The following is a 23,769-nucleotide window of genomic DNA, read 5'->3' on the forward strand; positions in this document are numbered from 1 at the left end:
CGTTGCCGCAGGACGCGGCGTCTTTAGACTGCCTTCCACCAAGGGTCTTCAGCCCGTGCTGTTCCCGCAGGAGTCGCCGCCTTACGCTCCAATCAACAAAAGTGGAACTTCACATTTACGAATATTGAAATTCATAATCGTATAATCGTTCGCCTTTTTAATCGAAATAGGTAATTATGAAATTGATTCATATGTCTAATAATGAATTAACGTTTTGATAATACGCTTTTTTCGTCTTGTAAAAATTGTTTACGTGATTTTGCTACGCGTGCAATACGTTCTTCCGCCAGGCGGTCCGCTGCTACATACGTTGGGATACTGTCACGCTTAGAGATAGCAAAGATTTTCTCGACTGTTCCGTAAATACCTTCTACACGTTTCAATGCGCGTTCACGGTTGTAGCCAATCAGTTCATCCGCAACGTTAATGACGCCGCCCGCATTAATGACGTAATCCGGTACATATACGATACCCATTTCATGGATTTTGTCGCCATGTTCTGGTTCTTTCAATTGGTTATTGGCTGATCCTGCAATCACTTTTACTTTGAACTGTGGAATCGTCTCGTCGTTAATGATAGCGCCGAGTGCACATGGTGCGAAAATGTCTGCTTCTTGTGAGTAGATGTCATTGATACCAACTGCTGTTGCGCCGAATGCGTCGACGACACGTTGAACCGCTTCTGCGTTAATGTCCGTAACAATTAGCTTCGCGCCTTCTTTATGCAAGTATTCGCAAAGTGCATAGGCAACGTTACCAACACCTTGGACAGTGACTACTTTGCCTGTTAGTGAATCTGTACCAAATGCTTCTTTTGCTGCTGCCTTCATGCCTTGATAAATGCCGTAAGCCGTTACAGGTGAAGGATTACCAGATGAGCCCGAATTGCCGCCCGCTGAAGTACCTGTTACATAATTCGTTTCCAGGTGAATTAAGTCCATGTCTGCTTCCGTTGTACCCACATCTTCTGCAGTGATATAGCGACCGTTCAATCCTTCAATAAAGCGTCCGAATGCACGGAACATTTCATCGTTTTTGTCTGTTTTCGGGTTACCGATAATAACTGTTTTCCCGCCGCCAAGGTTTAAGCCCGCTGCCGCATTTTTGTATGTCATCCCACGTGCGAGACGCAGTGCATCTTCAATGGCTTCTTCTTCACTTGCATAGGTCCACATACGTGTTCCACCAAGTGCTGGTCCAAGTGTTGTATCGTGAATAGCGATAATCGCTTTCAAACCTGATGTTTTATCCTGGCAAATAACTAATTGTTCGTAATCATGATTCTCCATATAGTTAAAAAGTTCCATTGTGTAATTCCTCCTAGGGGTCTCTTAGTTTTTTATTGCAAGTATAGCTAGCGCTAATGAGTACAGTTTGCTTTCGGCGCTGTCAGCCCTTGATGTTAGGACAATAGGTGCTTTGGCGCCTTGGATTATCGCGCCGACTTTGGCATTGGCAAAATACATCAGCGATTTGTATAAAATATTGCCGGCTTCGATGTTGGGGACGACTAGGACATCAGCTTTTCCTGCTGTGTCTCCTGTAATCCCTTTTTGCGCAGCCGCTTGTTCAGAAACTGCATTATCGAGTGCGAGTGGACCATCGACAATGCAGCCCGGGATTTGTCCGCGCTTATTCATGACAACAAGCGAGGCTGCGTCTGTCGTAGGCACCATTGCTGGATTAACCGTCTCGACAGCCGCGAGCGGTGCGACAATCGGCTGCTCGACACCACATGCATGTGCCGTGGCTACTGCGTTACGAATAATTTGCGCTTTCGCTGCAAGGTCTGGCGCGATATTCATCGCCGCGTCTGTTACAAATAACAAACGGTCATAACCCGGTACTTCAAATGCAGCGACATGTGACAATACTTTTCCTGTCCGCAAGCCGTATTCACCATTCAGTACGGCCTTCAAAATGATAGACGTTGCCACATTACCTTTCATGACAACATGTGCTCGTCCGCTTGAAACCGCTTTCACCGCGAGGCTAGATGCTTCAACTTCGTCAGTGGCATGGTGAATACTACAATTTTCATTGTCCAATAAATGCGGAAAATCAGTTGCTATCAATTCCTTTAATCGCTTGTCATCATCGAATAACAAAAACGAAGCAATTCCTTTTGCAATAGCGCTACTAACAGCCTCCAGAACTTCCCAATCTGCTGCTGACGCGACAGAGACAATCGGACCTGTCTTCGCTGCCGCCTTCACGACGAGTGAATCGAGTGTAACCATTGTATTGTCCTCCTTTCCCCCTGTTGCCATTAGACGAGGCTAAATTTTTCAAGTTTATAGTACAGCGATCGAAGTGAAATGCCTAGCCTATTGGCTGTTAACGATTTATTGCCATCATTTTCGCGAAGGGCTGTTTCAAGGATCGTTTTTTCGTAATCATCCATGATGGAAGCAAGCGTACTTCTTTCCGGAAGAAACGTTTCCTCATCTTTCTCTTCCCTAGATGAAAAGGATTTAACCACATCATCTAAGCCAATGACAGCTTCCCCAGGGTCCATAAATATCATAGCCCGGCTCAGCACATTTTCAAGTTCCCGCACATTTCCTGGCCAATCATATTGCTGAAGCCGTTCCACTGCTTCATCAGTCATTGTCTTAATGTTCATGCCAAATTCCTGATTGAGTTTCACGAGTAAATGTCCAACAATTAATGGGATATCCTTTGTTCGAGATCTAAGCGGCGCAATTTGAATGGAAATCCGATTGAGAACATAATACAGTTCTTCATTGAATAGCCCTTCATGCATAGCCTTTTCTAAGTTTTTTGACGTTGCTGTAATAATACGAACGGATAACTCTGTAGGATTGCTACCAATCGTCTCATTCGTTAAATAGGCCAACAATCTCTTTTGTAACGCAAGCGGAAGTTCTGCGACTTCATCTAAGAACAACGTACCCTGATCCGATTCCTCAAAAATTCCTTGCCCACGTTCCAATTCACCATCCGCTCCAAATAATTCAGCCTCAAATGTAACCGGATTCATTGTAGCGCAATTGACACGAATGAACTTATGAAACCGTCGTGTGCTACTGCTATGAATGGCGTGTGCAAACAATTCTTTGCCCGTTCCTGTTTCGCCCCGCAGAAGGACAGGAACATCTGATTTGGCAGCCAATTTTGCCTGCTCAATCGAAATTTCAATATCCGATGAACCACCGAAAATATCCTCAAATGTATATGTAGCTTCCAATTTACGGATAATCGTTCGTGCTCGGTCAAGTTCTTTCATCAAGTTTCGCATCTCAGTGATATCGTGAATCACCCCGACACTGCCCTTAATTTGCTGATCAACGATAATCGGTGCAACATTGACGACCACTTCACGATTATTTTCACCAATGCGCATATTAACACCTCGGACGGGTTTTTTCGTCTGAAGCACTCTCATATGAATACTTTCGCCTTCATTGATATCAGCATTGGCAGGCTTACCAATGATTTCATCTTCGGTTAAACCCGTAATTCGCGTATAGGCTGGATTGACAAGAATGCCATTACCGTGATCATCGACGACTGAAATGGCATCATCACTGGAATAGATAATTGCTTCCAGCATCGTCTTTACTTTGTTGAGGTCCGTAATTTCTCCCGCGAGTGCGACCACTTCGCTAATGTCTTTGAACACTGCGAAAGCTCCAACTCTTTTACCTTCAGAATCTAGTAAAGGATATCGGGATGTCACAATTTTCAAGCCATTGGCGAGAGTCAATTCCCGATTCAATTCTGCTCTGCCTGCTTTGAAGACTCTTGGGAGCTCAGTCATCGGGATAACTTCTGTGATAAGTCTGCCAATCGCCTTGTCCACCGAAACGCCCACCATGCGGGCAGCACTTTTATTGAAAAAATCGATTGTACCATTGTCATTAATGCCAATCATACCTTCTTCAATGGAATCAAAGATCATCCGCTGCTTATACATTTCTGTATGAATCTGTTTTATGTACGTTCCATTCTCTTCAAGAAGCTTCACAAGGAGATTGGCAACAGAACCAGGTATCAGCACAGTATGGGCAGGTCGCGCTTTTAACAATTCAGCGAACTCTGCTTTGTTGCCGGTTACATCGAAAATGATATGCAAGTCATCCGTTAGATAACTTCTCCAATCCGTGCCGTGTGCAATGCCATGTTTTTTTGCTTGATTGATTCCTGGTGCATGTTCATCAGTATCGATGATTGCTCTAACATTCATGAATTCTAAATTTTGGAGAAGGTCCAGTATTATAGATCCGTCTGTGCCCGCCCCGACAATAAGAACGTTTTGCAAGGGTATTCATTCTCCTCTTTTAAATCATGCAATCTTTTGCAATTACAAACTAATCATACACGATTGCTCTCTTCTTGACAATAAAAACTGACAAGGTAAAATTAGATGCGTTAAGGAGTTGTTACTGATGGCACGTTTAGCGGCTTTTATTGTCCTACTCATCCCCGGTCTTTTTGCGGCCGGTGGTATAAAATTGATGCGGGATTCCATTTTCGGCATATTATTCAAACCCTTCCCGTTCATCTGGCTACAATTTGTCGTCGGATTGCTCTTTTGTGCGGCTGGACTTGCATTTTTTGCTGGCTTCCTTCTACGTCGCGATCGAAAAAATGGGCGTGTACAGGGTCGATTTGCAAAAAAATAAGAAAAGGACCATAACGCATGTAACGTCGTGGTCCTTTTCTTATGAAATCAAAAACGCCACGGCGTTTTTGCGTCCAGATTTTCAATTGAGCTTGAGGCCTACAGGGGGGAAGGATTGAACTGCATCCTTCCTTGTAGGTCATGCAGTGGAAAGGGGATTGAACTACATCCCTCTTTGTTGCGAATCGAACAGCAAAGGGTTCGATTTGCCGTATTTCTGCGTTCTTTGCAGAAATTAAGGCACTTTCAGGAAGTCGCGAACTTAGACTGCCTTCCCCAACTCCCTTCAAAATCTGTGACATCCGCCGGAGGCTCTAGCTTTATTCAGCAATGGTTCTGCTGAATAAAACTAGAATCGGTCTGGGTAATCAGTTATCCAGCCGGCAATATACGGTGGTGGATCGAGCACAATCGTCTCTTGCCCCGTCATGCCATAAACCCTAATTTTTTTTCCTGATTGAATCAGTTTACTTACATAAGGTTCTTGCAACAATCGCTTGTGTAAATGAAAACCATCTGCCGAAGCATACTGCTCAAGATGATCCCAATCCACGCCATTTTTGCGTACTAGGTAGGCTGTTTCTATGCTTGCATCCACAGCTTTTATTTTTTCAAGCAAGCGATAATCAAATGAGGAAAAATGAAGGTTTTCCATGTGTGACACACTATCAACAATTCGTTCGATAGATTCTGGACGCTCGGAAACAGTCTCTTTCAATTCTACATTGAGCGCTAACCCATGCTTATCACTAAACATCGCAACCTCTGTCAAGGTCGGAATCTGGTGACCATTTACCATACGAGCATATTTTTTACCCACCCGTATAGCGGCTACTTCTGCACTCGTCATCGTTGCAATTGTCCGGTGAACACCCGCAAGTCTTACAAGGTCGGCATCGTGGATCACAATGGGTACACCATCTTCGGTCACTTGGACATCCAATTCAATGCCATCCGCCCCTTGCATAAGCGCCTTCTCAAAAGCTGACATCGTATTTTCAAAGCGAACAGCCGACGCACCACGATGTGCAAAAACAGCAGGCTTAGACATTCAAAACACCATCCAAGACTTCAAAAACACCTTTCCTTGCCTCATGAAGTGTCGTCGATCGTGAACCAATTTGGATGACTGATCCAGGATAAGCCTCTTTCGTTACTTCAATTTGAGCAGGCACAGCTTGTTTAATAGTATGCATTTTTAGTTGGATTTCTTTATCGAGTTCTTGAATAGCAACTAGATTCGATTCAATTGTTTCCTTTGTTTTCCTATAAACTTCTGCTTGTGGACCACTAATCCCAACCGCCACTTTTTCAAATTGAACAGAATGCTGCTCTAGTTTATCCAAAATACTTTGGCGATTTTTCAAATCTTGTGCCATCTCCTGAATTTCTTTGTAAAGTCTATCCTTATCAATTCCTTTGGCATAAAGTAATGTCGTTCGCTCGTGATTATTGCCGGCATACGCACATTCAATACGAAACAACGCTTCGATATGACCACCAATAATTCTCCCTTGGTTTTTATCAACAAATACGCATTCGGCAATGACTTCTGTTCCGAATAAATAAAGGCCCGTATGGACATTTTTGGCGTACAACTTGCAATTATTTGCATGTTTAATAAAAATTTCGCCTCGTGCTTCGACGATTGTTAGTCCACCGCCAAAAACGCCACCTTTTATGTAAATATCCCCTTGCGATGATTGGATTTCCTTTGCATTGGTCACGCCTTCATTTCCTTCAATGGAAATATCACCCGTTGCTTTTACTGAATACCCTGCAAGTACGGTTCCATAAACCACAACAGACCCGTCAAATGTAATCGATCCTGTTTCAGGGCCCACATCACCACTAATCACTAGTTGTTTACCAACGCTTAAGATGCCATGTGTATTTTCCAATGCGCCCCCATGCAATGCACGAAGCACAATCTTTCCGTCTTGTTCTTCCTCATGTATAGCTTTTCGATCATAGCCTAATTTTTCATCATTGCCTCTTTGAGCTGAAATGACATTTCCGTAGATATCCCGACCGTCAATCCCCTTTTGAGGTGGTATTTTTTCACCTAACCAATCGCCTTCTTTGACAGGCGTAACGAAATTCATTTCATAATAGTCCGCCGAGCCGTCTTCACGAATAACAGGTTTCCGCTCAGGAATTTCCATATACGTGATAATCGCGTCTGTTCCTTGCTCCGGCTCCGTTCCTATGGCAACAATCAACGGCTCATCCGATTTGAACGTCACATCTTCCATAGACTTTCTACCATGAATAATCCCGGCTGCGTCAAGCGTCTGATTGACCTGCTCTACAATAGCTTGTTTGTTGTCTTCGAATTCCTCTGTTGCCATATTGATTATGAGTTGTGCTTTCATTTTATCGGCCGTAATAAATAATTCAAAGTCAGGTAGCCAACTTCCAATAATATGTTCTCCGTCCGTTTCAGTAAGCGCTTTTCGTAACACAATGAACGAGGTTATTTTTAAGCGGGGAAATTGTTTTGTAATGGCATCAAATGACTTCAGTGGAAAACCACTTTTTTTCGAACGGACTATTACTTTCTCTTCTTGTACAAAAAGATCAAAATAATCATTTTGAATCAACACCGAAGATTCACCCTTTCTATCTACCCCTATTATATAATGCATTTGAAGATTATTGATTGGTTTATTGTGCTTTTATTCAGAATAAGAAAAAATGCCTACTATATGAACATAATTCTCGTCATAAGTAGGCATTTCTTCTATTTGATTATATGTGATTAACTCGCCATATGCTCCAAACGAATCTTGTCAGCTATCATCGCGATAAATTCTGAATTTGTCGGTTTGCTTTTTAGATGGTGGACAGTGTAACCAAACATTTTAGAGATAACATCATAATTACCTCGGTTCCATGCGACTTCAATCGCATGACGAATGGCGCGTTCCACACGGGATGATGTTGTATTATACTTTTTGGCAATCTCCGGATAAAGCACTTTTGTCACAGCACCTAGTAGCTCAACGTCTGTATAGACCATTTGAATGGCTTCCCGAAGGAACGCATAGCCTTTAATATGAGCCGGTAAACCAATTTCTTTAATAATCGACGTGATTGTCGTATCGAGTACTTTTTGGCTAACCGTACCTGGTGCGTATTCCACTTCAGGTTTAGCTTTAGCCATAGGGACAATTGGCTTCCTTGTGCCCGCCACTTGGAAAATCTGGTTCGCAAGCCTTTCAAATTCAAAAGGTTTAAGCATGAAATAAGAAGCCCCAAGACTAGCCGCTTGCGTCATCACATCTTCCTGTCCAAAGGCAGTGAGCATAATGATATGCAGATCGGCAATTTGTACATTAGTACTCAATGTTTCAAGTACTGCAATTCCGTCTAGATGTGGCATAATGATATCAAGTAAAAGTACGTCAGGCTTTTTTTCTTCTAACATCGACAGACACACTTTTCCGTTATTTGCAGTCCAGATGATATCGATTTCAGGATGTCTTTCAAAATAAGTCACCATCGTTTTCACCAATTCCTTGTTATCGTCAGCAATCGCTATTTTTAGTTTTTCCATTCCCATTTCCCTCCAGTACATTTATACGATCAATTTTCTTAAAATAAACAGCAACCCGCTTTTACATTGCATAGATGAATTTTTCGACAAATAATTAGACAACCCTTTTTTAAAAATTGAAAATGAATCTTCAGACTTATAGTTTCCCTAAATTTCGACCAAATCCATTGTTTTCTCCAAAATTGTCGTAACGTTTATGTATAGTTTACCACGACAAAAAAAAAGGACCAACTTAAATTTCAAGTTGGTCCTTTTCCCTTCTTCATTTTTCTCCACTACGCATCGTTTCCAGGAAAAGTCCTGCCCCTTTTTCTGGATCATCGACAAACATATGCGTGACAGCACCTACAAATTTACCGTTTTGGATGACTGGACTCCCGCTCATCCCCTGCAAAATCCCACCTGTCGCTTTCAATAATTTGGGATCTGTCAAGACAAATTGAAACTGATCTTGTTCAACTTTTGTAATTCGGATGGAAAACGATTCAACTTCTGTTCCTTTAATCGTGGTAAAAATTTCCGCTACATCTTCTTTGAGCTGTTCAGGATGCATAATCTCTAGAGGTTCAGTTAACACTTTCTTATGAGCGCTATTCCAAGCTCCAAAAATACCGTACACACCGTTTGTTCGAATCGTCCCCAAAAAATCCTCATCTTCAACAATTGTTGAAATTTTATAACCCGGAACGCCTGGTACACTTTTTTTAATCTGGCCAATTTCCGACAGATAAATGGCACCGTTGTTAAAAGAAGGTGGTGATTTTAATGCGCTATCGATGATCTGATGACCCAGTGCACCATAAGTTCCATTATCCGGATCGACATACGTTAAGGTTCCTGTACCTTCCGTCCGATCCTTCAGGAATGGCAGGAGACGTTTCATCGCATCGCCATCTGCTTGGATCTGAATTTTGTCCCCATTTTGGGATACATGCAATACGATTTCCTTTTTGTCACGCAGGGTAGACAATGCTGTTTCGAAGTCAGTTAATGTACCAATTGTGACATCATCTACTTGTCCGATTAAATCACCTGCCTTCAACCAATGATCTTTACTAATCATGACATCATTTGTGATGAAAACACCCGATAGCTCCATTTTAATACCGATTGAGTGTCCCATTGGAATGAGCGATTCTTCTTGCGCAGATGCTGCATTCGTATTGAATGGCATGACAAGCAACAGCACAGAAAACGAAACGGCCAACTTAAACTGTCTACTCCATCCCATACTTCACCTCCCACGAATTAAGATACTAATGGTATGTCCTTTCTCGGGAATCTTATGAAAGGGTAAATAAAGCAAAAAAAAACACGCATACTGGTCTATGCGCGTTTCCCTTTTAGCGAAATGATTTTTTTCGTTGTTCTGCCAAGTTCAGTAATTCCTCAGCATGCTTCAATGTCAGTGGCGTAATTTCAGCACCCGACAGCATTCTCGATAGCTCTTGCGTTCGTTCCGACTCAATAACATCATGGATTGCTGTTCGCGTCCTGTCATCTTCCACTTCTTTTTTAATGAGACAATGATGATCTGCCATTGCCGCAACTTGCGGTAAATGAGAGATGCACAATACTTGGGAATGCGTTGCAATCATGGCAATCTTCTCCGCAATCGCTTGGGCTACTCGTCCACTCACACCCGTATCGACTTCATCAAAAATGAGCGACGTAATGCCTTGATGTTTTGAAAAAATGGTTTTGAGGGCCAACATAATCCGTGAAAGCTCTCCCCCTGAAGCCACTTTAACAAGAGGCTTCAATGGTTCACCGACATTCGTGGAGATGAGAAACACCACATCATCATAACCATTTGCATCAAAAACACCAGCCGCTTTACGCATTATCTCTACTTTAAATGATGCCTTTTCCATATGTAATTGTTGCAGTTGTTCCATAATTGCCTGTTGTAATTGACCTGCTGCTGCTTGTCGAATAATCGACAACTCCTCCGCTTCAACTTCCAGGTCCTTCAACAATTGCGCCATTTTTTCTTGCTGTGCTGCGAGTCGTTCATCCCGACTGACTAAATTGTCGAGATCCTCCGCAATCTTATCACGATATAGTAAAATATCCTCAATTGTTTTGCCATATTTCCTTTTCAGCGAAATATGAAGGGCCAGCCGATCTTCAACTACTTCTAGTCGAGCTGGATCAAATTCCATATCATCCAGTATACTTTTTAGTTCATGTGCAGTATCTTGCAATGTATAAAAGCTCGCTGCAACGGTTTCTGCATGCTGCGCCAAGGTTTTATCTACAGAAGCCGCATCTTCAATATCACTCATAGCCGAACCAAGCCAATCCAGCGCATGCGTATCTCCACTGATAGACAGATAAGCCGTATTTAAACGCTCATAAAGACGATTAAAATTTTGTAGCTTTTGCTTTTCAGCTTCTAGCTCATCCTCTTCCCCAATGACAAGCGCAGCTGCATCAATTTCTTTTAGTTGAAATGAATACAAATCGATACGTTGCGCTACTTGTTGCTCATTGTCATCGGCTGTTTCGAGCTTACGCTTCAGTTTGCGATACAGTTCATAAAGATCTGCATAGTTGTCAGACGCTCGCGTCAGTTTGTCGCCAGCAAAATGATTTAACAGATGGATATGACTTCTTTCATGCATGAGTTCTTGGTTTTCATGTTGCCCATGTATGTCAATTAACTGAGAACCAATTTCTCTCAACACTGCAATTGTGACGAGTTTTCCATTGACACGGCAAACCGTTTTACCATTTGCATTCAAATCGCGTCGTAAAATGATGCTGCCTTCTTCCACATCAATACCAAGCTCAGTCAGTTTCTCTATGACTGGATGTGCTGGATCTGCAATCGTAAACAATCCTTCTAATTCAGCCTTTATCGCACCATGACGGATAAATTCCTGCGATCCCCTGCCACCTGCCAGTAGCTGAACCGCATCAATAATAATCGATTTCCCCGCGCCAGTTTCCCCGGTCAAGACAGTTAGACCTTCGTCAAAAGTAATATCGAGGTTTTCAATAATTGCAAAGTTTTTTATAGAGATTTCACTTAACAAATACAGTCACCTCTCTCCTCAAAGCATCGCAAGCAATTTTTCTTTGACGACCATTGTCAGTGATTCATCTCGACAAATGATTAGGCATGTGTCATCGCCGCAAATCGTTCCGAGCATTTCATCCCATCCAAGATGATCAATTAAAGAGCCAACAGCCTGTGCGTTACCAGGAAGCGTTTTCAGTATGATAAAATGACCCGCTCCGTCGATGCTGACGAATGCATCAGTTAGCATACGATTAAGTTTTTGCTCCGTGTTATAACTATGTACGGCAGGAAGGCTGTATTTATAGCGACCGTCTGGTAAAGGAACCTTGATAAGATGCATTTCTTTAATGTCACGCGAAACAGTCGCCTGTGTTACCGCCACTCCCGCTTCTTTTAAACTATCTACCAGCTGATCTTGTGTCTCTACTTCAAAATTCGAGATAATATCCCGAATCCGAATATGTCTATGCCCTTTATTCATACATATCGCTCCCATACACACTTGTTATGTCTTATTTTATACTTTACCATCGAATTTTTCCTACAACAAGAAAAACGCGCAAATAAATGCGCGCTATTGCAATGCCTTGTAGGCCTCTTCAATCAGCTTGTCATACGACTCATCATCAAAAAGAGTAGTTGGGTTGTCTTCGGCTGTTAAATGGAAAAGGAATTCGATATTCCCTTCCCCTCCCGTTACAGGAGAGAATGACATACTTCGCAGACTAAATCCTTCTTGTATGGATGCCTCTGCAATTTTTTTCAACACATCAAGGTGAACAGATTTTTCACGAACGACACCTTTTTTACCTACTTTTCCTTTACCTGCTTCAAATTGAGGCTTGACGAGTGCAATAACGTCTCCTCCATCTGCAATAATATGTTTTAAAGCAGGTAAAATAAGTGTCAAAGAAATGAATGATACGTCAATCGTTGCAAATTGTGGGACGCCTTCGGTGAAAATTTCTGGTGTTGCATGTCTAAAATTCGTTCTTTCCATCACTGTTACTCGAGGGTCTTGACGTATTTTCCAGGCCAACTGATTGTAACCAACGTCCAGTGCGTAGCAATGAACTGCACCATTTTGCAAGGCACAATCTGTAAAACCACCCGTAGATGAGCCGATATCTAGCACTACTTTGTCAGTCACATCTACCTCAAACTGCTCAAGTGCTTTTTCAAGCTTCAAGCCCCCGCGGCTAACATATTTCAAAGTGGAGCCCTTAACAGTGAGTGGTGCATCCTCGGGAATTTTTTCTCCAGGTTTATCGAGCCTTGTTTCGGCGGAATAAACGATTCCTGCCATAATCGAACGTTTAGCTTGTTCTCGTGTTTCAACAAGTCCACGTGCGACGAGCAAGACATCGACCCGCTCTTTTGCTATACGATTTGTCATACTTGCTCCCTTTCCATTGCAAGTTCCTTCACAAACAACTGTACGTTGTCAACGAGGTGCCCTGCCGTCATACCAATTTCCGCTAGTAGCTCATCAACATTACCATGTTCAATAAACTGATCAGGAATACCCATTCGACGGATTGGGACAGTGGCCTGACCACTATCATGTGCATATTCAATGACTGCGCTACCGAAACCGCCGGCAAGGACTGCTTCTTCAACCGTCATAATCGGCATGCCCGTTGCAAACAATTCGTTTAGCAATTGACTATCCAGTGGTTTGATAAATCGAGCATTGACAACCTTCACATGAATACCTCGTGCGGCCAACGCTTCTGCTGCTTGTAATGCCATTGGTATCGTTGTGCCAAATGTCAAAATAGCAGCATCAGTTCCTTCGCGAAGAACCTCCCACGAACCAATTGGAATCGCTTGAAGTTTTTCATCCATCGGTACACCGAGCCCGTTTCCTCTCGGATAACGCATTGCAATCGGACCCCCGTTATAATAAATGGCCGTTTTGACCATATGCTGTCCTTCATTTTCGTCCTTAGGCATCATAATGACTAGATTCGGCATATGCCTTAAAAAGGCAATATCAAAGACACCTTGATGCGTTTCACCATCTGCGCCTACGAGTCCTGCGCGGTCGATGCCAATAAAGACATTTAAATTCTGCCGCGCAATATCGTGGAGCATTTGATCATACGCTCGTTGAAGGAATGTCGAATAAATCGCCAAAAATGGTTTCATGCCCTGAGTAGCAAGCCCAGCAGCCATCGTTGTTGCATGTTGTTCAGCTATGCCCACATCAAAGAAACGATTCGGGAATTCTGCCGCAAACGATTCCAGTTTAGAGCCGACTGGCATAGCAGGCGTAATGGCAACCACACGTTGATCCTCACGCGCAATAGTCCGCACTGTCTCAGCCACCAGTCCACTCCAAGAAGGAGCAACCGATGAAGATTTAACAAAATCACCTGTGTCAATCTTATAAGGTCCTGTGCCATGCCAAGTACCGATTTTATCGTCTTCAGCCGGGCTGTATCCCTTGCCTTTTTTGGTGATTACATGCAACAGAACTGGTCCATCCATCTTCTTGGCATACAGGAGATTGCGTTCCAATTCATTGAAGTCATGCCCGTCAACTGGACCCAAGTACGTAAAGCCTAGCTCTTCAAAAAAGATACCTGAAACAAGTAGATACTTTAAGCTGTCCTTGACACGTTCTGCCGCTGCCGCTACTTTTCCGCCAACTGCCGGAATTTTTCTCAGGATATATTCGAGTTCATCCTTCGCATTATTGTATTTGCCGGCTGTTCTTAGTTTCCCAAGTACTGTGTGGAGAGCCCCAACGTTTGGCGCAATCGACATCTCATTGTCGTTCAAGATCACAATCATATTCGTTTTCTCATGACCAATATGATTCAACGCTTCCAATGCCATACCACCTGTCAGCGCCCCATCACCAATGACTGGAATGACATAATTTGAATCTCCCTTGATGTCTCGTGCCGCTGCCATTCCCATTGCTGCCGATAATGAAGTGGAGCTATGACCTGTTTCCCAAACATCATGCTCGCTTTCATTCATTTTAGGGAAGCCGCATAAGCCTTTGAATTGTCTGAGCGAATCGAACTCACCCGCACGTCCCGTGAGAATTTTATGGACATAAGCCTGGTGTCCAACATCCCACAGAATTTTATCCGCTGGGCTGTCAAATAACCGATGAAGCATAATTGTTAATTCGACAACACCCAGATTCGGTCCAATATGCCCACCGGTGACAGATAATTTTCCAATCAGGAACTTGCGAATTTCTTCGGCAAGTTCTGTCATCTGTTCCTTGTTGAGTTTTTTAAGAAAAGATGGACTGGTAATTTCAGTAAGATCCATCATTATCACACACCTTCATAAATTTTCCTTAGTTCATTATATCAATAAGGACGTTCCATACAACAATTTCGTTCCCTCATGATTGACGATTGACGATGTAATCTGCGAATAATCCGAGAAGTGGCTCGTCTTTTTCGAGAAAAGCTAGCGCCTGTTCAGCCAGTCGATGATGTTCTGCCAAACGTTCCCTTGCGCCTTCAAGACCGAGCAACGATGGATACGTCGACTTATCACTGCTAATATCACTACCAGCAGTCTTCCCTAGTGCTTCCGTTGTAGACGTAATATCGAGAATATCATCTTGAATTTGAAAAGCAAGGCCAATATTCCATGCAAAAGTCTTTAAGTGCGCTGTTTTTTCCTGATGAAGACCAGCTAATATAGCACCTGCCTCGATAGAAAAGGATAGCAAAGCCCCTGTTTTATTAAGATGGACGGTTTCCAATTCCATCAAGGACAATTGTTTCGTCTCCCCTTCGATGTCGAGCATTTGACCGCCGACCATTCCACCAGCGCCCGCGGCTCCTGCTAACATACGGATCAACTGGAGTGCATCCTCGGCCGATGTATCTTGAAGAGTTGTCAATGACTCAAATGCCAGCGCCTGCAATGCATCACCTGCCAGAACAGCTACTCCTTCCCCGTAGACTTTATGATTCGTCAATTTACCGCGCCTGTAATCATCATTATCCATACAAGGCAGGTCGTCATGGATCAAGGAATACGTATGGATTAATTCAACAGCACAAGCAACTGTTAAGGCATCGGCCGATTTGACGCCCAAATCTTCAAGCGTGGCAAGAACGAGTAGTGGCCGGATGCGTTTTCCACCGGCATTGACCGAATAAGCCATCGAAGATTTCAATGTTTCGGATACATTTGCGATGGCAAGCATATGATTCAATTGGTCTTCAATTTCAGGTTGATAATTTAAGATGAATCGTTGCAAGTTGTTATGCATGTTGATCTGTCCCTTTTGTCGGATCAAATGGTGATGCATTGCCGTCTTTATCAATAATAGAAATCAGCTGTTTTTCAGCATCCTGTAATTTCCCGTGACAGTAGGCAGTCAGTTCCATCCCTTGTTTATATAAAGTGATAGCATCCTCAAGCGGGACATCCCCTGACTCCAATTTCTGGACAACATCTTCTAATTGTAGCATCGCTTCTTCAAAGCGGATTGGCTCTTTTCCCACTTACTTTTCCTCCCTGTCATTCGTTGTAATCGATTGGACCAGTGCTTCCGCTGTTCCATCTTGCAACTTAATGTGAATGCTTTTCCCAACTTCCATAGATGTAACAGAATTGGCAACTACCCCATCCTGATAAACGATTGAATAGCCGCGTTCCATCACATTCAGCGGATTCAGTGCTTGCAACATACGAATGGATGCTTGGAAGCGTTCACTTCGTATGCGGACATCATGCTGAACAGCCCTTGTTAGACGTTCTGTCAACAACGTCACATTGCGTTGTTCTTCCTTAATGCGCTGCTCAGGGGCAAAGGTGGATAGCATACTACTCAATCTCTGGAGCTCAGAGGCTCTTTGACTCGTAATCGCCTGACTACTCCGTTGCAATCTACCTTCCAACCCTATCAATTTTTCTGTAAACGGACGATAAAGTCGTTCAGGAAATTGTAATGGATAAGAAGTTTGTAAAGTCATCAAACGTTTCCGTTCATGCTTCATTTGATTGGATAAAGCGTTATATAAGGCACGTTTTCGATCTAGTAACCTTTCAAACAACTCGTCGCGAGCGGGAACCGCCATTTCGGCAGCTGCCGTCGGAGTCGGTGCTCTTCGATCCGAGACAAAATCAGCAATCGTCGTGTCCGTTTCATGTCCAACCGCACTAATAATCGGGATTCGGCAGGAAAAGATGGCACGTGCAACGATTTCTTCATTGAATGCCCATAAATCCTCGATGGAGCCACCCCCACGTCCCACAATCAGGACATCGATGGAGCCATGTGCTTCAGCCTGTTCAATGGATTGAACGATAGAAGGAGCGGCTTGTGCGCCTTGCACGACCGCTGGGAATAAAATGATTTCAGCTAATGGATAGCGCCTTGCAATCGTTGAACAAATATCTTGAATCGCCGCACCCGATTGCGCCGTCACGACACCGATTTTCTGTGGGAATGCAGGAAGTGAACTTTTCCAACGTGCATCGAACAAACCTTCCTTATCAAGGCTTTCTTTCAGCTGTTCAAAAGCCAAATACAATTCACCAATACCATCTGGCTGCATCGACTGGACATACAATTGGTAGTTGCCAGTTGTTTCATAGACAGTCACATCGCCCGTAATGAGCACATTCATACCGTTTTCCGGCCTGAATTTCAACTGTGCTGCGCTTGAACGGAACATTGCTGACTGGATTCGACTTTTATCATCTTTTAACGTGAAATAAATATGGCCACTTGGATGGCTTTTAACGTTCGATAGCTCCCCTTTGACAAAAACATTGCGCAAATGCGGATCTGCATCGAATTTTCGTTTAATATATTTGGATAAGGCTTGTACAGATAAGTAGGGGTTACCGGTCAACAGTCCTACCTCCCGATTTCCGACGTATAGAAACGCTGTCTTTCTGATGAAAAACAGCGTCCATTCGGTATTTTATAGTGATTGTGAGCAAGCTTGCTCTGCACTTTGCAATGTATTTTTCAACAACATCGTAATTGTCATTGGACCTACTCCGCCTGGTACAGGAGTAATCGCAGACGCAACTTCTTTAGCTGTTGCAAAATCAACATCTCCACACAGCTTACCATTTTCATCGCGGTTCATACCGACATCAATGACAACGGCACCTGCTTTCACATGTTCACCTGTGATGAACTTAGCTCTGCCAATCGCAACAATGAGAATATCCGCTTGTTTGGTGAATGTAGCTAAGTCTTTTGTTTTGGAGTGACAATAAGTCACAGTAGCGTCACGCTGCAACAATAATTGTCCCATTGGCTTGCCGACAATATTGCTTCGCCCAACGATAACCGCATGCTTACCGCTCATTTCAGTGCCTGTCCGTTCAAGTAACTCGATAATGCCATAAGGTGTGCAAGACAAAAATGTTTGCTGCCCAATGATCATCTTACCAACGTTTTCCGGATGGAATCCGTCCACGTCTTTTGCAGGGGCAATTGCACGAATGACTAGATTTTCGTCAATATGATTCGGTAAAGGTAGCTGAACAAGGATACCGTTAATGGATTCGTCATTGTTCAATTTTGCGACACATGCCAGCAACTCCTCTTCCGTTACAGTCGCCGGTAGTTCAATCAGTTCGGACTTCATACCAACTTCCAAAGTGGATTTCTGTTTATTTTTTACATATGTACGGGAGGCCTGGTTGTCACCCACAAGAATTACCGCAAGACCAGGTTGGCATCCTTTTTCTTTTAGCGCAGTTACTCCTTCTTTAATTTCTTCTCTAATTTCTTTTCCGATTGCTACTCCATCAATTAATGACCCAGTCATCTTAACTCCTCCAAACGGCTTCGATTATTTTTCTTCAAATTTCGACAGCACACCATTGACAAAACGACCCGATTTTTCATCGCCAAACGTTTTACAAAGTTCGATGGCTTCATTCAACACTACTCGGTGCGGCACTTCTTCATTGAACAATAGTTCATAGACGGCAAGTCGTAAAACGGTTCGTTCAATTTTAGGTAGACGATCCAATGACCAGTGTTCTAATTTCCCTACTAAAGTCTCATCAATTTTTTCCTGGTGTTGCATAGTACCACGCACAAGTTGCTCATAAAATGCGTTGGCTGGCTCATCGACAATATATGTGATGGCCTCTTCAATTGTTAGTTCTGTATTATCAAGTTGAAATAGCGTTTGGACCGCTTTTTCCCTTGCTTCTCGTCGTTTCATAACTGTTCTCCTCCACTACTGTATCTCTAAGGCATTATCATAGCATAAACAGGGTGCCCGTATACAGCAAGACAAGCTGAAAAGCATCATCCGATTAGGACGATGCTTTCAGATCATACCGTTTCCGTTCCCACTTCGAACTGGATTCCCGTTATATGGACATTTACTTCTTTTGTTTCAAGTGAAGTCATATGGAAAACCGCATGGCGAATCTGCTTTTGAATTTCTGTTGCGACAGTTGGTACCGAATAGCCATAATCGACGACACAAAAAACATCAACCGTTAAGCCTTCTTCGGACCACTCTGTTTTGACACCTTTGCCGTGCACCACTTTACCGAATTTCTCAGCAACACCTGTGGCAAAGTTTCCTCTCGTGTTTGCCACGCCTTTTACTTCTGTTGTTGCGATGCCAATAATGACTTCAAGAACTTCTGGAGCAAGCTGGACGCGTCCAAGCTCGACATCTCCCGATGGGGCCATGCCAACGAATGATGGAATTGTCTTTTCAGGCATTCCGGTTCTCCTCCCTGTTAGTCCATAATTGAATATTTCTCCAAAAACTTCGTATCAAAATCCCCAGACTTAAAGACTGCATCATCCATTAATCTTGAATGGAAAGGGATTGTCGTATCGACACCTTCAATGATGAATTCATCCAATGCACGTTTCATCCTCGCGACGGCTTCTTCCCTTGTATCCGCATGCACAATTAGTTTAGCAACCATTGAGTCATAAAACGGAGGAATGGAATACCCTGTATACATAGCGGAGTCGACCCGCACACCAAATCCACCTGGCGGAATGTACATCGTTACTTTCCCCGGCGATGGCATAAAGTTTTTCGCAGGATTTTCAGCATTGATGCGACATTCAATTGCCCAGCCATTAAGGGTAATATCTTCTTGGCGATGGATAAGTGTTTCACCCGACGCAATTTTCAATTGCTGTTGGACTAAATCAATCCCCGTAATCATTTCAGTGAGCGTATGCTCGACTTGGATACGTGTATTCATTTCCATGAAGTAAAACTTTTGATTGATATGATCAAAAATAAATTCAACTGTTCCAGCACCGCGATACTGCACTGCCTCGGCTGCTTTCACAGCTGCTTCTCCCATTGCTTGGCGCAGTTCGGGCGTCAAAGCCGGTGAAGGCGCTTCTTCTAAGAGCTTCTGCATTCTGCGTTGGATGGAGCAGTCACGTTCTCCAAGATGAATCGTATTCCCAAATTTATCAGCCAATACTTGCACTTCAACATGACGGAATACTTCAATGAATTTCTCAAGATAGACACCCGGATTGCCAAATGCTGCCTCGGCTTCCTTTTGAGTGATTTTAATGCCACTTTTTAGTTCTTCTTCATCCCTTGCGACACGAATCCCTTTTCCTCCGCCACCAGCTGTTGCTTTGATGATGACTGGAAAACCGATTTCTTGTGCAATTTGAAGTGCTTCATGTTCATCCGCAACAATGCCCGTCGAACCAGGCACTATTGGGACTCCTGCTTGACGCATCGTTTCACGGGCAACATCCTTCGTTCCCATACGTGAAATGGCATCAGCAGTTGGTCCGATAAATTCAATGTTAACTTCTTCACACAGCTCCGCAAAACTTGCATTTTCTGCTAGAAAACCGTACCCGGGATGAATTCCTTCGCAACCCGTCAATTTGGCAATGCTAATGATATTCGAAAAGTTCAAATAGCTGTCCTTCGATAATTTCGGTCCGATGCAATAAGCTTCATCCGCTAATTCGACGTGAAGAGCCTCACGATCAGCTTCCGAATAAACCGCAACCGTTTTTATGCCCAGTTCTTTACAAGCCCGAATAATACGAACGGCGATTTCACCGCGGTTGGCAATTAATACTTTTTTCATTTGGCAGTCCTCCTCAATTTGACTTTACGAGGAAGAGAGGTTGTCCGTATTCAACGAGTTGTCCGTCTTTTACGAGAATCTCCACGATTTCCCCAGAAACTTCTGCTTCAATTTCATTGAAAAGTTTCATCGCTTCGACGATACAGACGATCGATTCAGGCTTTACTTTATCGCCATTCTGTACGTAAGCTGGTTCGTCCGGTGAAGAAGATGCATAAAATGTCCCAACCATCGGAGAAGTCACTTTGTGTAAAGATGAATCTTCCACTTGTGAAATTGCCACAGGTGCTTGTTGCACAGGTACCGCAACCGTTTCTACTGCTACTGGTTGTGCGACAGCTACTTCCTGCTGAACAATTGGTGCTGATACAACAGCTGGGGTCCCAACGGATTGTCCATTTCCTTTTTCTAATTTAATTTTCTCTCCGTTTGATTCAAAAGTAAATTTTTCAATTGAAGATTGATCGATTAATTTAATAATTTCACGAATTTCTTGAATTTTTAACATGGTCGATTCCCCTGACTACATAATTATTACGTTCCTCTCTATTTTAGACGTTTTCACTCCATATTGAAATAGATAATGATGAATTGTTATTGAAATCATCATAAAAACAGAAAAAAGACCCTAAAATAGGGCCTTCACGTCTACTTTTATCATTCTTCTGTACCACCCATAAAGACAACTTGAACTTCTCCAGCATCTGCCCAGCTCGTTTTCACATGTTGGATAATTTCAGCCGCCAATGTTTTTGACTGTCCTTCTGTTGCCAAGACATTCACCTTCACTGAGCCGCCTTCTGAATGTACAAATGCTTCCGGATAGCCAAGTGCTTTAATTTCCAATTCCATGAGTGCTTCAGCAGAATTACGTTTAGTCAACTGGGCCATCTCGTCAAGCGCATCACTCTTTTGAGCAGCTGTATAGTCTGAAGATCCAATTTTAGTCGTTAATTGACTTGCCAGCTTACTTCGTTCATTGCGGACCTCCATCCGCATTTCTTCAAATAGATAGGCTTCCGCAAAAACAGGGGTCGTTTTTTCAGTGTCAGTCAATTTCTCTGTCAGCGTCGACAGGTCCTTCGGATCTTTCGTAAAAAGCGTGATGCCATCTAAAGTCATTGGTTTTTCCTTGAAGGTATAGATTGAGATAACCGCAACTAGGCTAAGTAAAGTTAAAAACCACACTGTTCTTTTATTCGTTCTCATTTGTAATCCCCCTTTTCTCCATTTCTTCGATAACGATACGATGTTCGGGCAATTGAAGGACAGTCGACAAGATTTTTGAAAGCTGGTTACGAACCTTGAAGTCTTCTGCACCTTCTACAACGACAAGTACACCTTGCAGCCCATTGCCTTTTTTTGCTGTTGCTGCAGATGATGAAAAGTAATCACCTAATGGATTGGTAGGCTCCTCAATTTCATAGTGGGGATACAATACTACTTCTCCAATCCCTTTCACTTTCATCAATGCTTGTTCCAGTTCTACGAATTCCCGGCTCTCCTCCTTCTTTCCCTTCTCCCCCCCGATACTTCCACCAGTAGAAGTAATGACAATGATGACCAGGATAACGAGTGTCCCGAGAAGGATCGGATGAATTTTCCTCGTTGTTTTTTGCATAACATCACCATTTCCGTTCATTGAGCCGGTATAGGACCTGTCATCAATGATTCATTTTATGCAATGTCATAACAGGCTATGACCAAAAAATACGAAGATTGAACGAATTAGCCAAATACCCATTGCAAGCTTAATAATCGGTAGAAAATCTCCTTCGGTTTCTTTTGGAACTAACAATAGAATGGTTGAAGATAATAGTGTTATTAACAAAACGCCTGTTAAAAAGATGCCATTTTCAATCCTCATTTCATCGTCGTAATCAGTTTGATCAGGATGACTGAAAAAAGTGCTGTATAGATGAATGCGAAAGCAATCAGAAATGAAACAGCACATAACACAAATAATGTTTTGCCGATATCATCCAAAATCCCGGTGATATCTTCATTGGCGAACGGTTCGATGAGCGCAGCCGTCCATCTATAAAAGAAAGCCGTCAGTAACGTTTTTATGGAGGGAACAAGTGCAACCGTCCAAATGGCTGTAATAAACCACCCACCCGCAAAAACGCTAACTCCCGACGAATAGCGGCCAATTGTCCCTACACTTTCGGTCATGAACGAACCAATCAGCGGGACATTTTGACGGATTAACTCTTTAATGGGCTCACTAGCAATTCCCGATAGCGCCCAGGACATCGTGCCCCCCACAGTGATAAAGATGGAGTAAGCGGCAACGACGGCTGAAACAGAACTAAGGAGGGTTGTCCGAATGAGATCCGCCATTTTGGAAAATGGAACTGCCGGCAGTATCCTCGTGACAAGATCAAAAATAAGCGCCGCGGTCAATAAAGGGATGAGGACGCTTTCCGCAAGTACAATGGCACCATTGGCAAACAGCAGCATCGCCGGCTGAAAATTGAGCATGCTGAATGCCCCGCCTGCCGCAATCATACTGGCAGTCATAATCGGATAAACCCCAATGAACATCGATGAAATGGTATGCGCGATATCACGAATCAGAGCAAGATGTTCGAATGCGGGTTGCAAGACGACCGCAATGACAATGAAAATCATCATCATCCTCGTCCACTTTGCAAATGAAGGGAATAAAAAATCAACCAACAATGCTATGAAAGTTGCAATAATTACGATGACGAAACTGGATAATACAGTCCCAAGTATCGTTTCAATAAAGGAGATCATAGATGTCTCATCCGATCATTTTATAATGAGTGTTGATAGTATTTCGATTAGTTGTGTTATTTGCTTCATCCACAAGCTAAGAATGGCAATTTTCACGGCGAAATTCGCCAGTGTTGCTAGGGAACTATAACCAGCCTCTGCCATATGTCCTGTGATTAGCTCAGAAATATAATACAAAATGGCGCTGCCAATCAATAGCTTGGCAAATGGATCCGGTAACGCTTCGAAAATGTTTGCAAATGATTTACTAAATGGAAAGACGATTGTAGTCAATACATACAATAAAAAAAAGAAGAAAATGGATGTATACAACAGCGGCTGCAATTTCGGAACGGCAAATGAGATGACAAGCAAAATAAGAAAGACGACAATTGTTTGCAGTAATATCAACATCAGACTGACATCGACAACCATTGGAAAAATTCCATGATTTCCGTGAAGAAAATTTTAAGAAACCGTAGCATTTCCGCAGTGATATAAATATAAGCGATGAAAAATAGGAAATAGGAAAATTCCTTTTTACCGGTCTGTTCGAAAAAAACATGCAGTAAACCGATCACTAGCCCAATACCTGCCACACGTAGTAAATCACTCAATTCCATCTGGTGCTCCCCCCATTGCCCTATCCTATGTGCGACAACGTCATCGTATGAAAAAAAAAAAAAACATCCCGCGGCCCAATTGGGTTGCAGGATGTTGTTGATTGTA

26 protein-coding genes are annotated in these 23,769 nt (G+C 43.0%); 1 reads left to right on the forward strand and 25 read right to left on the reverse strand.

Features of this window, described 5'->3' with window-relative positions; genetic code table 11:
* Positions 1-206: 206 nt before the first annotated feature.
* Genes R2B72_RS03935 through R2B72_RS03945 form a run of 3 tightly spaced genes read right to left on the reverse strand, consistent with a single transcriptional unit; the run spans position 207 to position 4,285 of the window.
* Positions 207-1,307 carry a Glu/Leu/Phe/Val dehydrogenase gene (locus tag R2B72_RS03935; RefSeq protein ID WP_318614967.1) on the reverse strand — a complete coding sequence of 367 codons (1,101 nt, stop codon included), beginning with the start codon at positions 1,305-1,307 and terminating at the stop codon, positions 207-209.
* A 24-nt stretch (positions 1,308-1,331) separates the two neighbouring features.
* On the reverse strand, positions 1,332-2,240 hold the full coding sequence (gene yqiS, locus R2B72_RS03940) for a phosphate butyryltransferase (protein WP_318614968.1): 909 nt from the start codon (positions 2,238-2,240) through the stop codon (positions 1,332-1,334).
* A 29-nt stretch (positions 2,241-2,269) separates the two neighbouring features.
* Positions 2,270-4,285, reverse strand: coding sequence for a sigma 54-interacting transcriptional regulator (locus tag R2B72_RS03945; protein ID WP_318614969.1), 2,016 nt, complete (start codon positions 4,283-4,285; stop codon positions 2,270-2,272).
* A gap of 127 nt (positions 4,286-4,412) precedes the next feature.
* Between R2B72_RS03945 and R2B72_RS03950 the strand changes: the two genes are divergently transcribed.
* Complete coding sequence (locus R2B72_RS03950) at positions 4,413-4,649, forward strand: DUF2627 domain-containing protein (RefSeq protein WP_318614970.1); 237 nt, start codon at positions 4,413-4,415, stop codon at positions 4,647-4,649.
* 348 nt (positions 4,650-4,997) lie between these two features.
* Here the strand turns inward: R2B72_RS03950 and R2B72_RS03955 are convergent, their stop codons facing one another.
* From R2B72_RS03955 to R2B72_RS04060, 22 genes are all read right to left on the reverse strand, one after another.
* Positions 4,998-5,699 (reverse strand): glycerophosphodiester phosphodiesterase, encoded by a 702-nt coding sequence (locus tag R2B72_RS03955; RefSeq protein ID WP_318614971.1) that lies wholly within the window; start codon positions 5,697-5,699, stop codon positions 4,998-5,000.
* Positions 5,692-7,254: a FapA family protein gene (locus R2B72_RS03960; RefSeq protein WP_318614972.1), complete on the reverse strand. Its 1,563-nt coding sequence runs from the start codon at positions 7,252-7,254 to the stop codon at positions 5,692-5,694. The genes R2B72_RS03955 and R2B72_RS03960 overlap by 8 nt, the downstream gene beginning before the upstream one ends.
* 155 nt (positions 7,255-7,409) lie before the next feature.
* Complete coding sequence (spo0A, locus tag R2B72_RS03965) at positions 7,410-8,207, reverse strand: sporulation transcription factor Spo0A (RefSeq protein WP_318614973.1); 798 nt, start codon at positions 8,205-8,207, stop codon at positions 7,410-7,412.
* Between the two features lie 262 nt (positions 8,208-8,469).
* Entirely contained in the window at positions 8,470-9,438 is a 969-nt protein-coding gene (locus R2B72_RS03970; protein ID WP_318614974.1) for a SpoIVB peptidase S55 domain-containing protein, read from the reverse strand.
* Between the two features lie 112 nt (positions 9,439-9,550).
* Positions 9,551-11,248 carry a DNA repair protein RecN gene (recN, locus tag R2B72_RS03975; RefSeq protein WP_318614975.1) on the reverse strand — a complete coding sequence of 566 codons (1,698 nt, stop codon included), beginning with the start codon at positions 11,246-11,248 and terminating at the stop codon, positions 9,551-9,553.
* Positions 11,249-11,266: 18 nt separating this feature from the next.
* Positions 11,267-11,716 carry a transcriptional regulator AhrC/ArgR gene (gene ahrC / locus R2B72_RS03980; RefSeq protein WP_318614976.1) on the reverse strand — a complete coding sequence of 150 codons (450 nt, stop codon included), beginning with the start codon at positions 11,714-11,716 and terminating at the stop codon, positions 11,267-11,269.
* 93 nt (positions 11,717-11,809) lie between these two features.
* The gene (locus R2B72_RS03985) at positions 11,810-12,631 is read right to left on the reverse strand and encodes a TlyA family RNA methyltransferase (protein WP_318614977.1); all 822 of its coding nucleotides are present in this window, start codon (positions 12,629-12,631) and stop codon (positions 11,810-11,812) included.
* Positions 12,628-14,529 (reverse strand): 1-deoxy-D-xylulose-5-phosphate synthase, encoded by a 1,902-nt coding sequence (gene dxs / locus R2B72_RS03990; RefSeq protein ID WP_318615261.1) that lies wholly within the window; start codon positions 14,527-14,529, stop codon positions 12,628-12,630. The genes R2B72_RS03985 and dxs overlap by 4 nt, the downstream gene beginning before the upstream one ends.
* Before the next feature lie 76 nt (positions 14,530-14,605).
* Positions 14,606-15,490, reverse strand: a complete 885-nt coding sequence (locus R2B72_RS03995; protein ID WP_318614978.1) for a farnesyl diphosphate synthase — start codon at positions 15,488-15,490, stop codon at positions 14,606-14,608.
* A complete protein-coding gene (xseB, locus tag R2B72_RS04000) occupies positions 15,483-15,725 on the reverse strand; it encodes an exodeoxyribonuclease VII small subunit (RefSeq protein WP_318614979.1) in 243 nt (80 codons plus the stop codon). The genes R2B72_RS03995 and xseB overlap by 8 nt, the downstream gene beginning before the upstream one ends.
* A complete protein-coding gene (gene xseA, locus R2B72_RS04005; RefSeq protein WP_318614980.1) occupies positions 15,726-17,081 on the reverse strand; it encodes an exodeoxyribonuclease VII large subunit in 1,356 nt (451 codons plus the stop codon).
* Between the two features lie 72 nt (positions 17,082-17,153).
* Positions 17,154-18,014: a bifunctional methylenetetrahydrofolate dehydrogenase/methenyltetrahydrofolate cyclohydrolase FolD gene (folD, locus tag R2B72_RS04010; protein WP_318614981.1), complete on the reverse strand. Its 861-nt coding sequence runs from the start codon at positions 18,012-18,014 to the stop codon at positions 17,154-17,156.
* A 24-nt stretch (positions 18,015-18,038) separates the two neighbouring features.
* Positions 18,039-18,419 carry a transcription antitermination factor NusB gene (nusB, locus tag R2B72_RS04015; RefSeq protein ID WP_318614982.1) on the reverse strand — a complete coding sequence of 127 codons (381 nt, stop codon included), beginning with the start codon at positions 18,417-18,419 and terminating at the stop codon, positions 18,039-18,041.
* A gap of 113 nt (positions 18,420-18,532) precedes the next feature.
* Positions 18,533-18,934, reverse strand: a complete 402-nt coding sequence (locus R2B72_RS04020; RefSeq protein ID WP_318614983.1) for an Asp23/Gls24 family envelope stress response protein — start codon at positions 18,932-18,934, stop codon at positions 18,533-18,535.
* Between the two features lie 17 nt (positions 18,935-18,951).
* The gene (gene accC, locus R2B72_RS04025) at positions 18,952-20,298 is read right to left on the reverse strand and encodes an acetyl-CoA carboxylase biotin carboxylase subunit (protein WP_318614984.1); all 1,347 of its coding nucleotides are present in this window, start codon (positions 20,296-20,298) and stop codon (positions 18,952-18,954) included.
* A gap of 13 nt (positions 20,299-20,311) precedes the next feature.
* On the reverse strand, positions 20,312-20,806 hold the full coding sequence (gene accB, locus R2B72_RS04030; RefSeq protein WP_318614985.1) for an acetyl-CoA carboxylase biotin carboxyl carrier protein: 495 nt from the start codon (positions 20,804-20,806) through the stop codon (positions 20,312-20,314).
* Positions 20,807-20,955: 149 nt separating this feature from the next.
* Entirely contained in the window at positions 20,956-21,507 is a 552-nt protein-coding gene (locus tag R2B72_RS04035) for a SpoIIIAH-like family protein (RefSeq protein WP_318614986.1), read from the reverse strand.
* Positions 21,494-21,919: a hypothetical protein gene (locus tag R2B72_RS04040; RefSeq protein WP_318614987.1), complete on the reverse strand. Its 426-nt coding sequence runs from the start codon at positions 21,917-21,919 to the stop codon at positions 21,494-21,496. Before R2B72_RS04040 ends, R2B72_RS04035 begins: the two co-directional genes overlap by 14 nt.
* A gap of 66 nt (positions 21,920-21,985) precedes the next feature.
* Positions 21,986-22,165, reverse strand: coding sequence for a hypothetical protein (locus tag R2B72_RS04045; RefSeq protein ID WP_318614988.1), 180 nt, complete (start codon positions 22,163-22,165; stop codon positions 21,986-21,988).
* Complete coding sequence (locus R2B72_RS04050; RefSeq protein WP_318614989.1) at positions 22,162-23,061, reverse strand: stage III sporulation protein AE; 900 nt, start codon at positions 23,059-23,061, stop codon at positions 22,162-22,164. The genes R2B72_RS04045 and R2B72_RS04050 overlap by 4 nt, the downstream gene beginning before the upstream one ends.
* A gap of 15 nt (positions 23,062-23,076) precedes the next feature.
* Positions 23,077-23,475: a SpoIIIAC/SpoIIIAD family protein gene (locus tag R2B72_RS04055; RefSeq protein WP_318614991.1), complete on the reverse strand. Its 399-nt coding sequence runs from the start codon at positions 23,473-23,475 to the stop codon at positions 23,077-23,079.
* The gene (locus tag R2B72_RS04060) at positions 23,454-23,663 is read right to left on the reverse strand and encodes a hypothetical protein (protein ID WP_203246941.1); all 210 of its coding nucleotides are present in this window, start codon (positions 23,661-23,663) and stop codon (positions 23,454-23,456) included. Before R2B72_RS04060 ends, R2B72_RS04055 begins: the two co-directional genes overlap by 22 nt.
* Positions 23,664-23,769: the final 106 nt, after the last annotated feature.

The organism is Sporosarcina sp. YIM B06819 (assembly GCF_033485175.1).
Lineage (GTDB): Bacteria > Bacillota > Bacilli > Bacillales_A > Planococcaceae > Sporosarcina.

What these genes read in the sequence shown, in the direction of transcription:
- R2B72_RS03935 (WP_318614967.1), bottom strand. Translation starts at nt 1,307, where the DNA reads ATGGAACTTTTTAACTATATGGAGAATCATGATTACGAACAATTAGTT.
- yqiS (WP_318614968.1), bottom strand. Translation starts at nt 2,240, where the DNA reads ATGGTTACACTCGATTCACTCGTCGTGAAGGCGGCAGCGAAGACAGGT.
- R2B72_RS03950 (WP_318614970.1), top strand. Translation starts at nt 4,413, where the DNA reads ATGGCACGTTTAGCGGCTTTTATTGTCCTACTCATCCCCGGTCTTTTT.
- R2B72_RS03955 (WP_318614971.1), bottom strand. Translation starts at nt 5,699, where the DNA reads ATGTCTAAGCCTGCTGTTTTTGCACATCGTGGTGCGTCGGCTGTTCGC.
- spo0A (WP_318614973.1), bottom strand. Translation starts at nt 8,207, where the DNA reads ATGGAAAAACTAAAAATAGCGATTGCTGACGATAACAAGGAATTGGTG.
- R2B72_RS03970 (WP_318614974.1), bottom strand. Translation starts at nt 9,438, where the DNA reads ATGGGATGGAGTAGACAGTTTAAGTTGGCCGTTTCGTTTTCTGTGCTG.
- ahrC (WP_318614976.1), bottom strand. Translation starts at nt 11,716, where the DNA reads ATGAATAAAGGGCATAGACATATTCGGATTCGGGATATTATCTCGAAT.
- R2B72_RS03985 (WP_318614977.1), bottom strand. Translation starts at nt 12,631, where the DNA reads ATGACAAATCGTATAGCAAAAGAGCGGGTCGATGTCTTGCTCGTCGCA.
- dxs (WP_318615261.1), bottom strand. Translation starts at nt 14,529, where the DNA reads ATGGATCTTACTGAAATTACCAGTCCATCTTTTCTTAAAAAACTCAAC.
- R2B72_RS03995 (WP_318614978.1), bottom strand. Translation starts at nt 15,490, where the DNA reads ATGCATAACAACTTGCAACGATTCATCTTAAATTATCAACCTGAAATT.
- folD (WP_318614981.1), bottom strand. Translation starts at nt 18,014, where the DNA reads ATGACTGGGTCATTAATTGATGGAGTAGCAATCGGAAAAGAAATTAGA.
- nusB (WP_318614982.1), bottom strand. Translation starts at nt 18,419, where the DNA reads ATGAAACGACGAGAAGCAAGGGAAAAAGCGGTCCAAACGCTATTTCAA.
- R2B72_RS04020 (WP_318614983.1), bottom strand. Translation starts at nt 18,934, where the DNA reads ATGCCTGAAAAGACAATTCCATCATTCGTTGGCATGGCCCCATCGGGA.
- accC (WP_318614984.1), bottom strand. Translation starts at nt 20,298, where the DNA reads ATGAAAAAAGTATTAATTGCCAACCGCGGTGAAATCGCCGTTCGTATT.
- accB (WP_318614985.1), bottom strand. Translation starts at nt 20,806, where the DNA reads ATGTTAAAAATTCAAGAAATTCGTGAAATTATTAAATTAATCGATCAA.
- R2B72_RS04035 (WP_318614986.1), bottom strand. Translation starts at nt 21,507, where the DNA reads ATGAGAACGAATAAAAGAACAGTGTGGTTTTTAACTTTACTTAGCCTA.
- R2B72_RS04040 (WP_318614987.1), bottom strand. Translation starts at nt 21,919, where the DNA reads ATGCAAAAAACAACGAGGAAAATTCATCCGATCCTTCTCGGGACACTC.
- R2B72_RS04045 (WP_318614988.1), bottom strand. Translation starts at nt 22,165, where the DNA reads ATGAGGATTGAAAATGGCATCTTTTTAACAGGCGTTTTGTTAATAACA.
- R2B72_RS04050 (WP_318614989.1), bottom strand. Translation starts at nt 23,061, where the DNA reads ATGATCTCCTTTATTGAAACGATACTTGGGACTGTATTATCCAGTTTC.
- R2B72_RS04055 (WP_318614991.1), bottom strand. Translation starts at nt 23,475, where the DNA reads ATGGTTGTCGATGTCAGTCTGATGTTGATATTACTGCAAACAATTGTC.
- R2B72_RS04060 (WP_203246941.1), bottom strand. Translation starts at nt 23,663, where the DNA reads ATGGAATTGAGTGATTTACTACGTGTGGCAGGTATTGGGCTAGTGATC.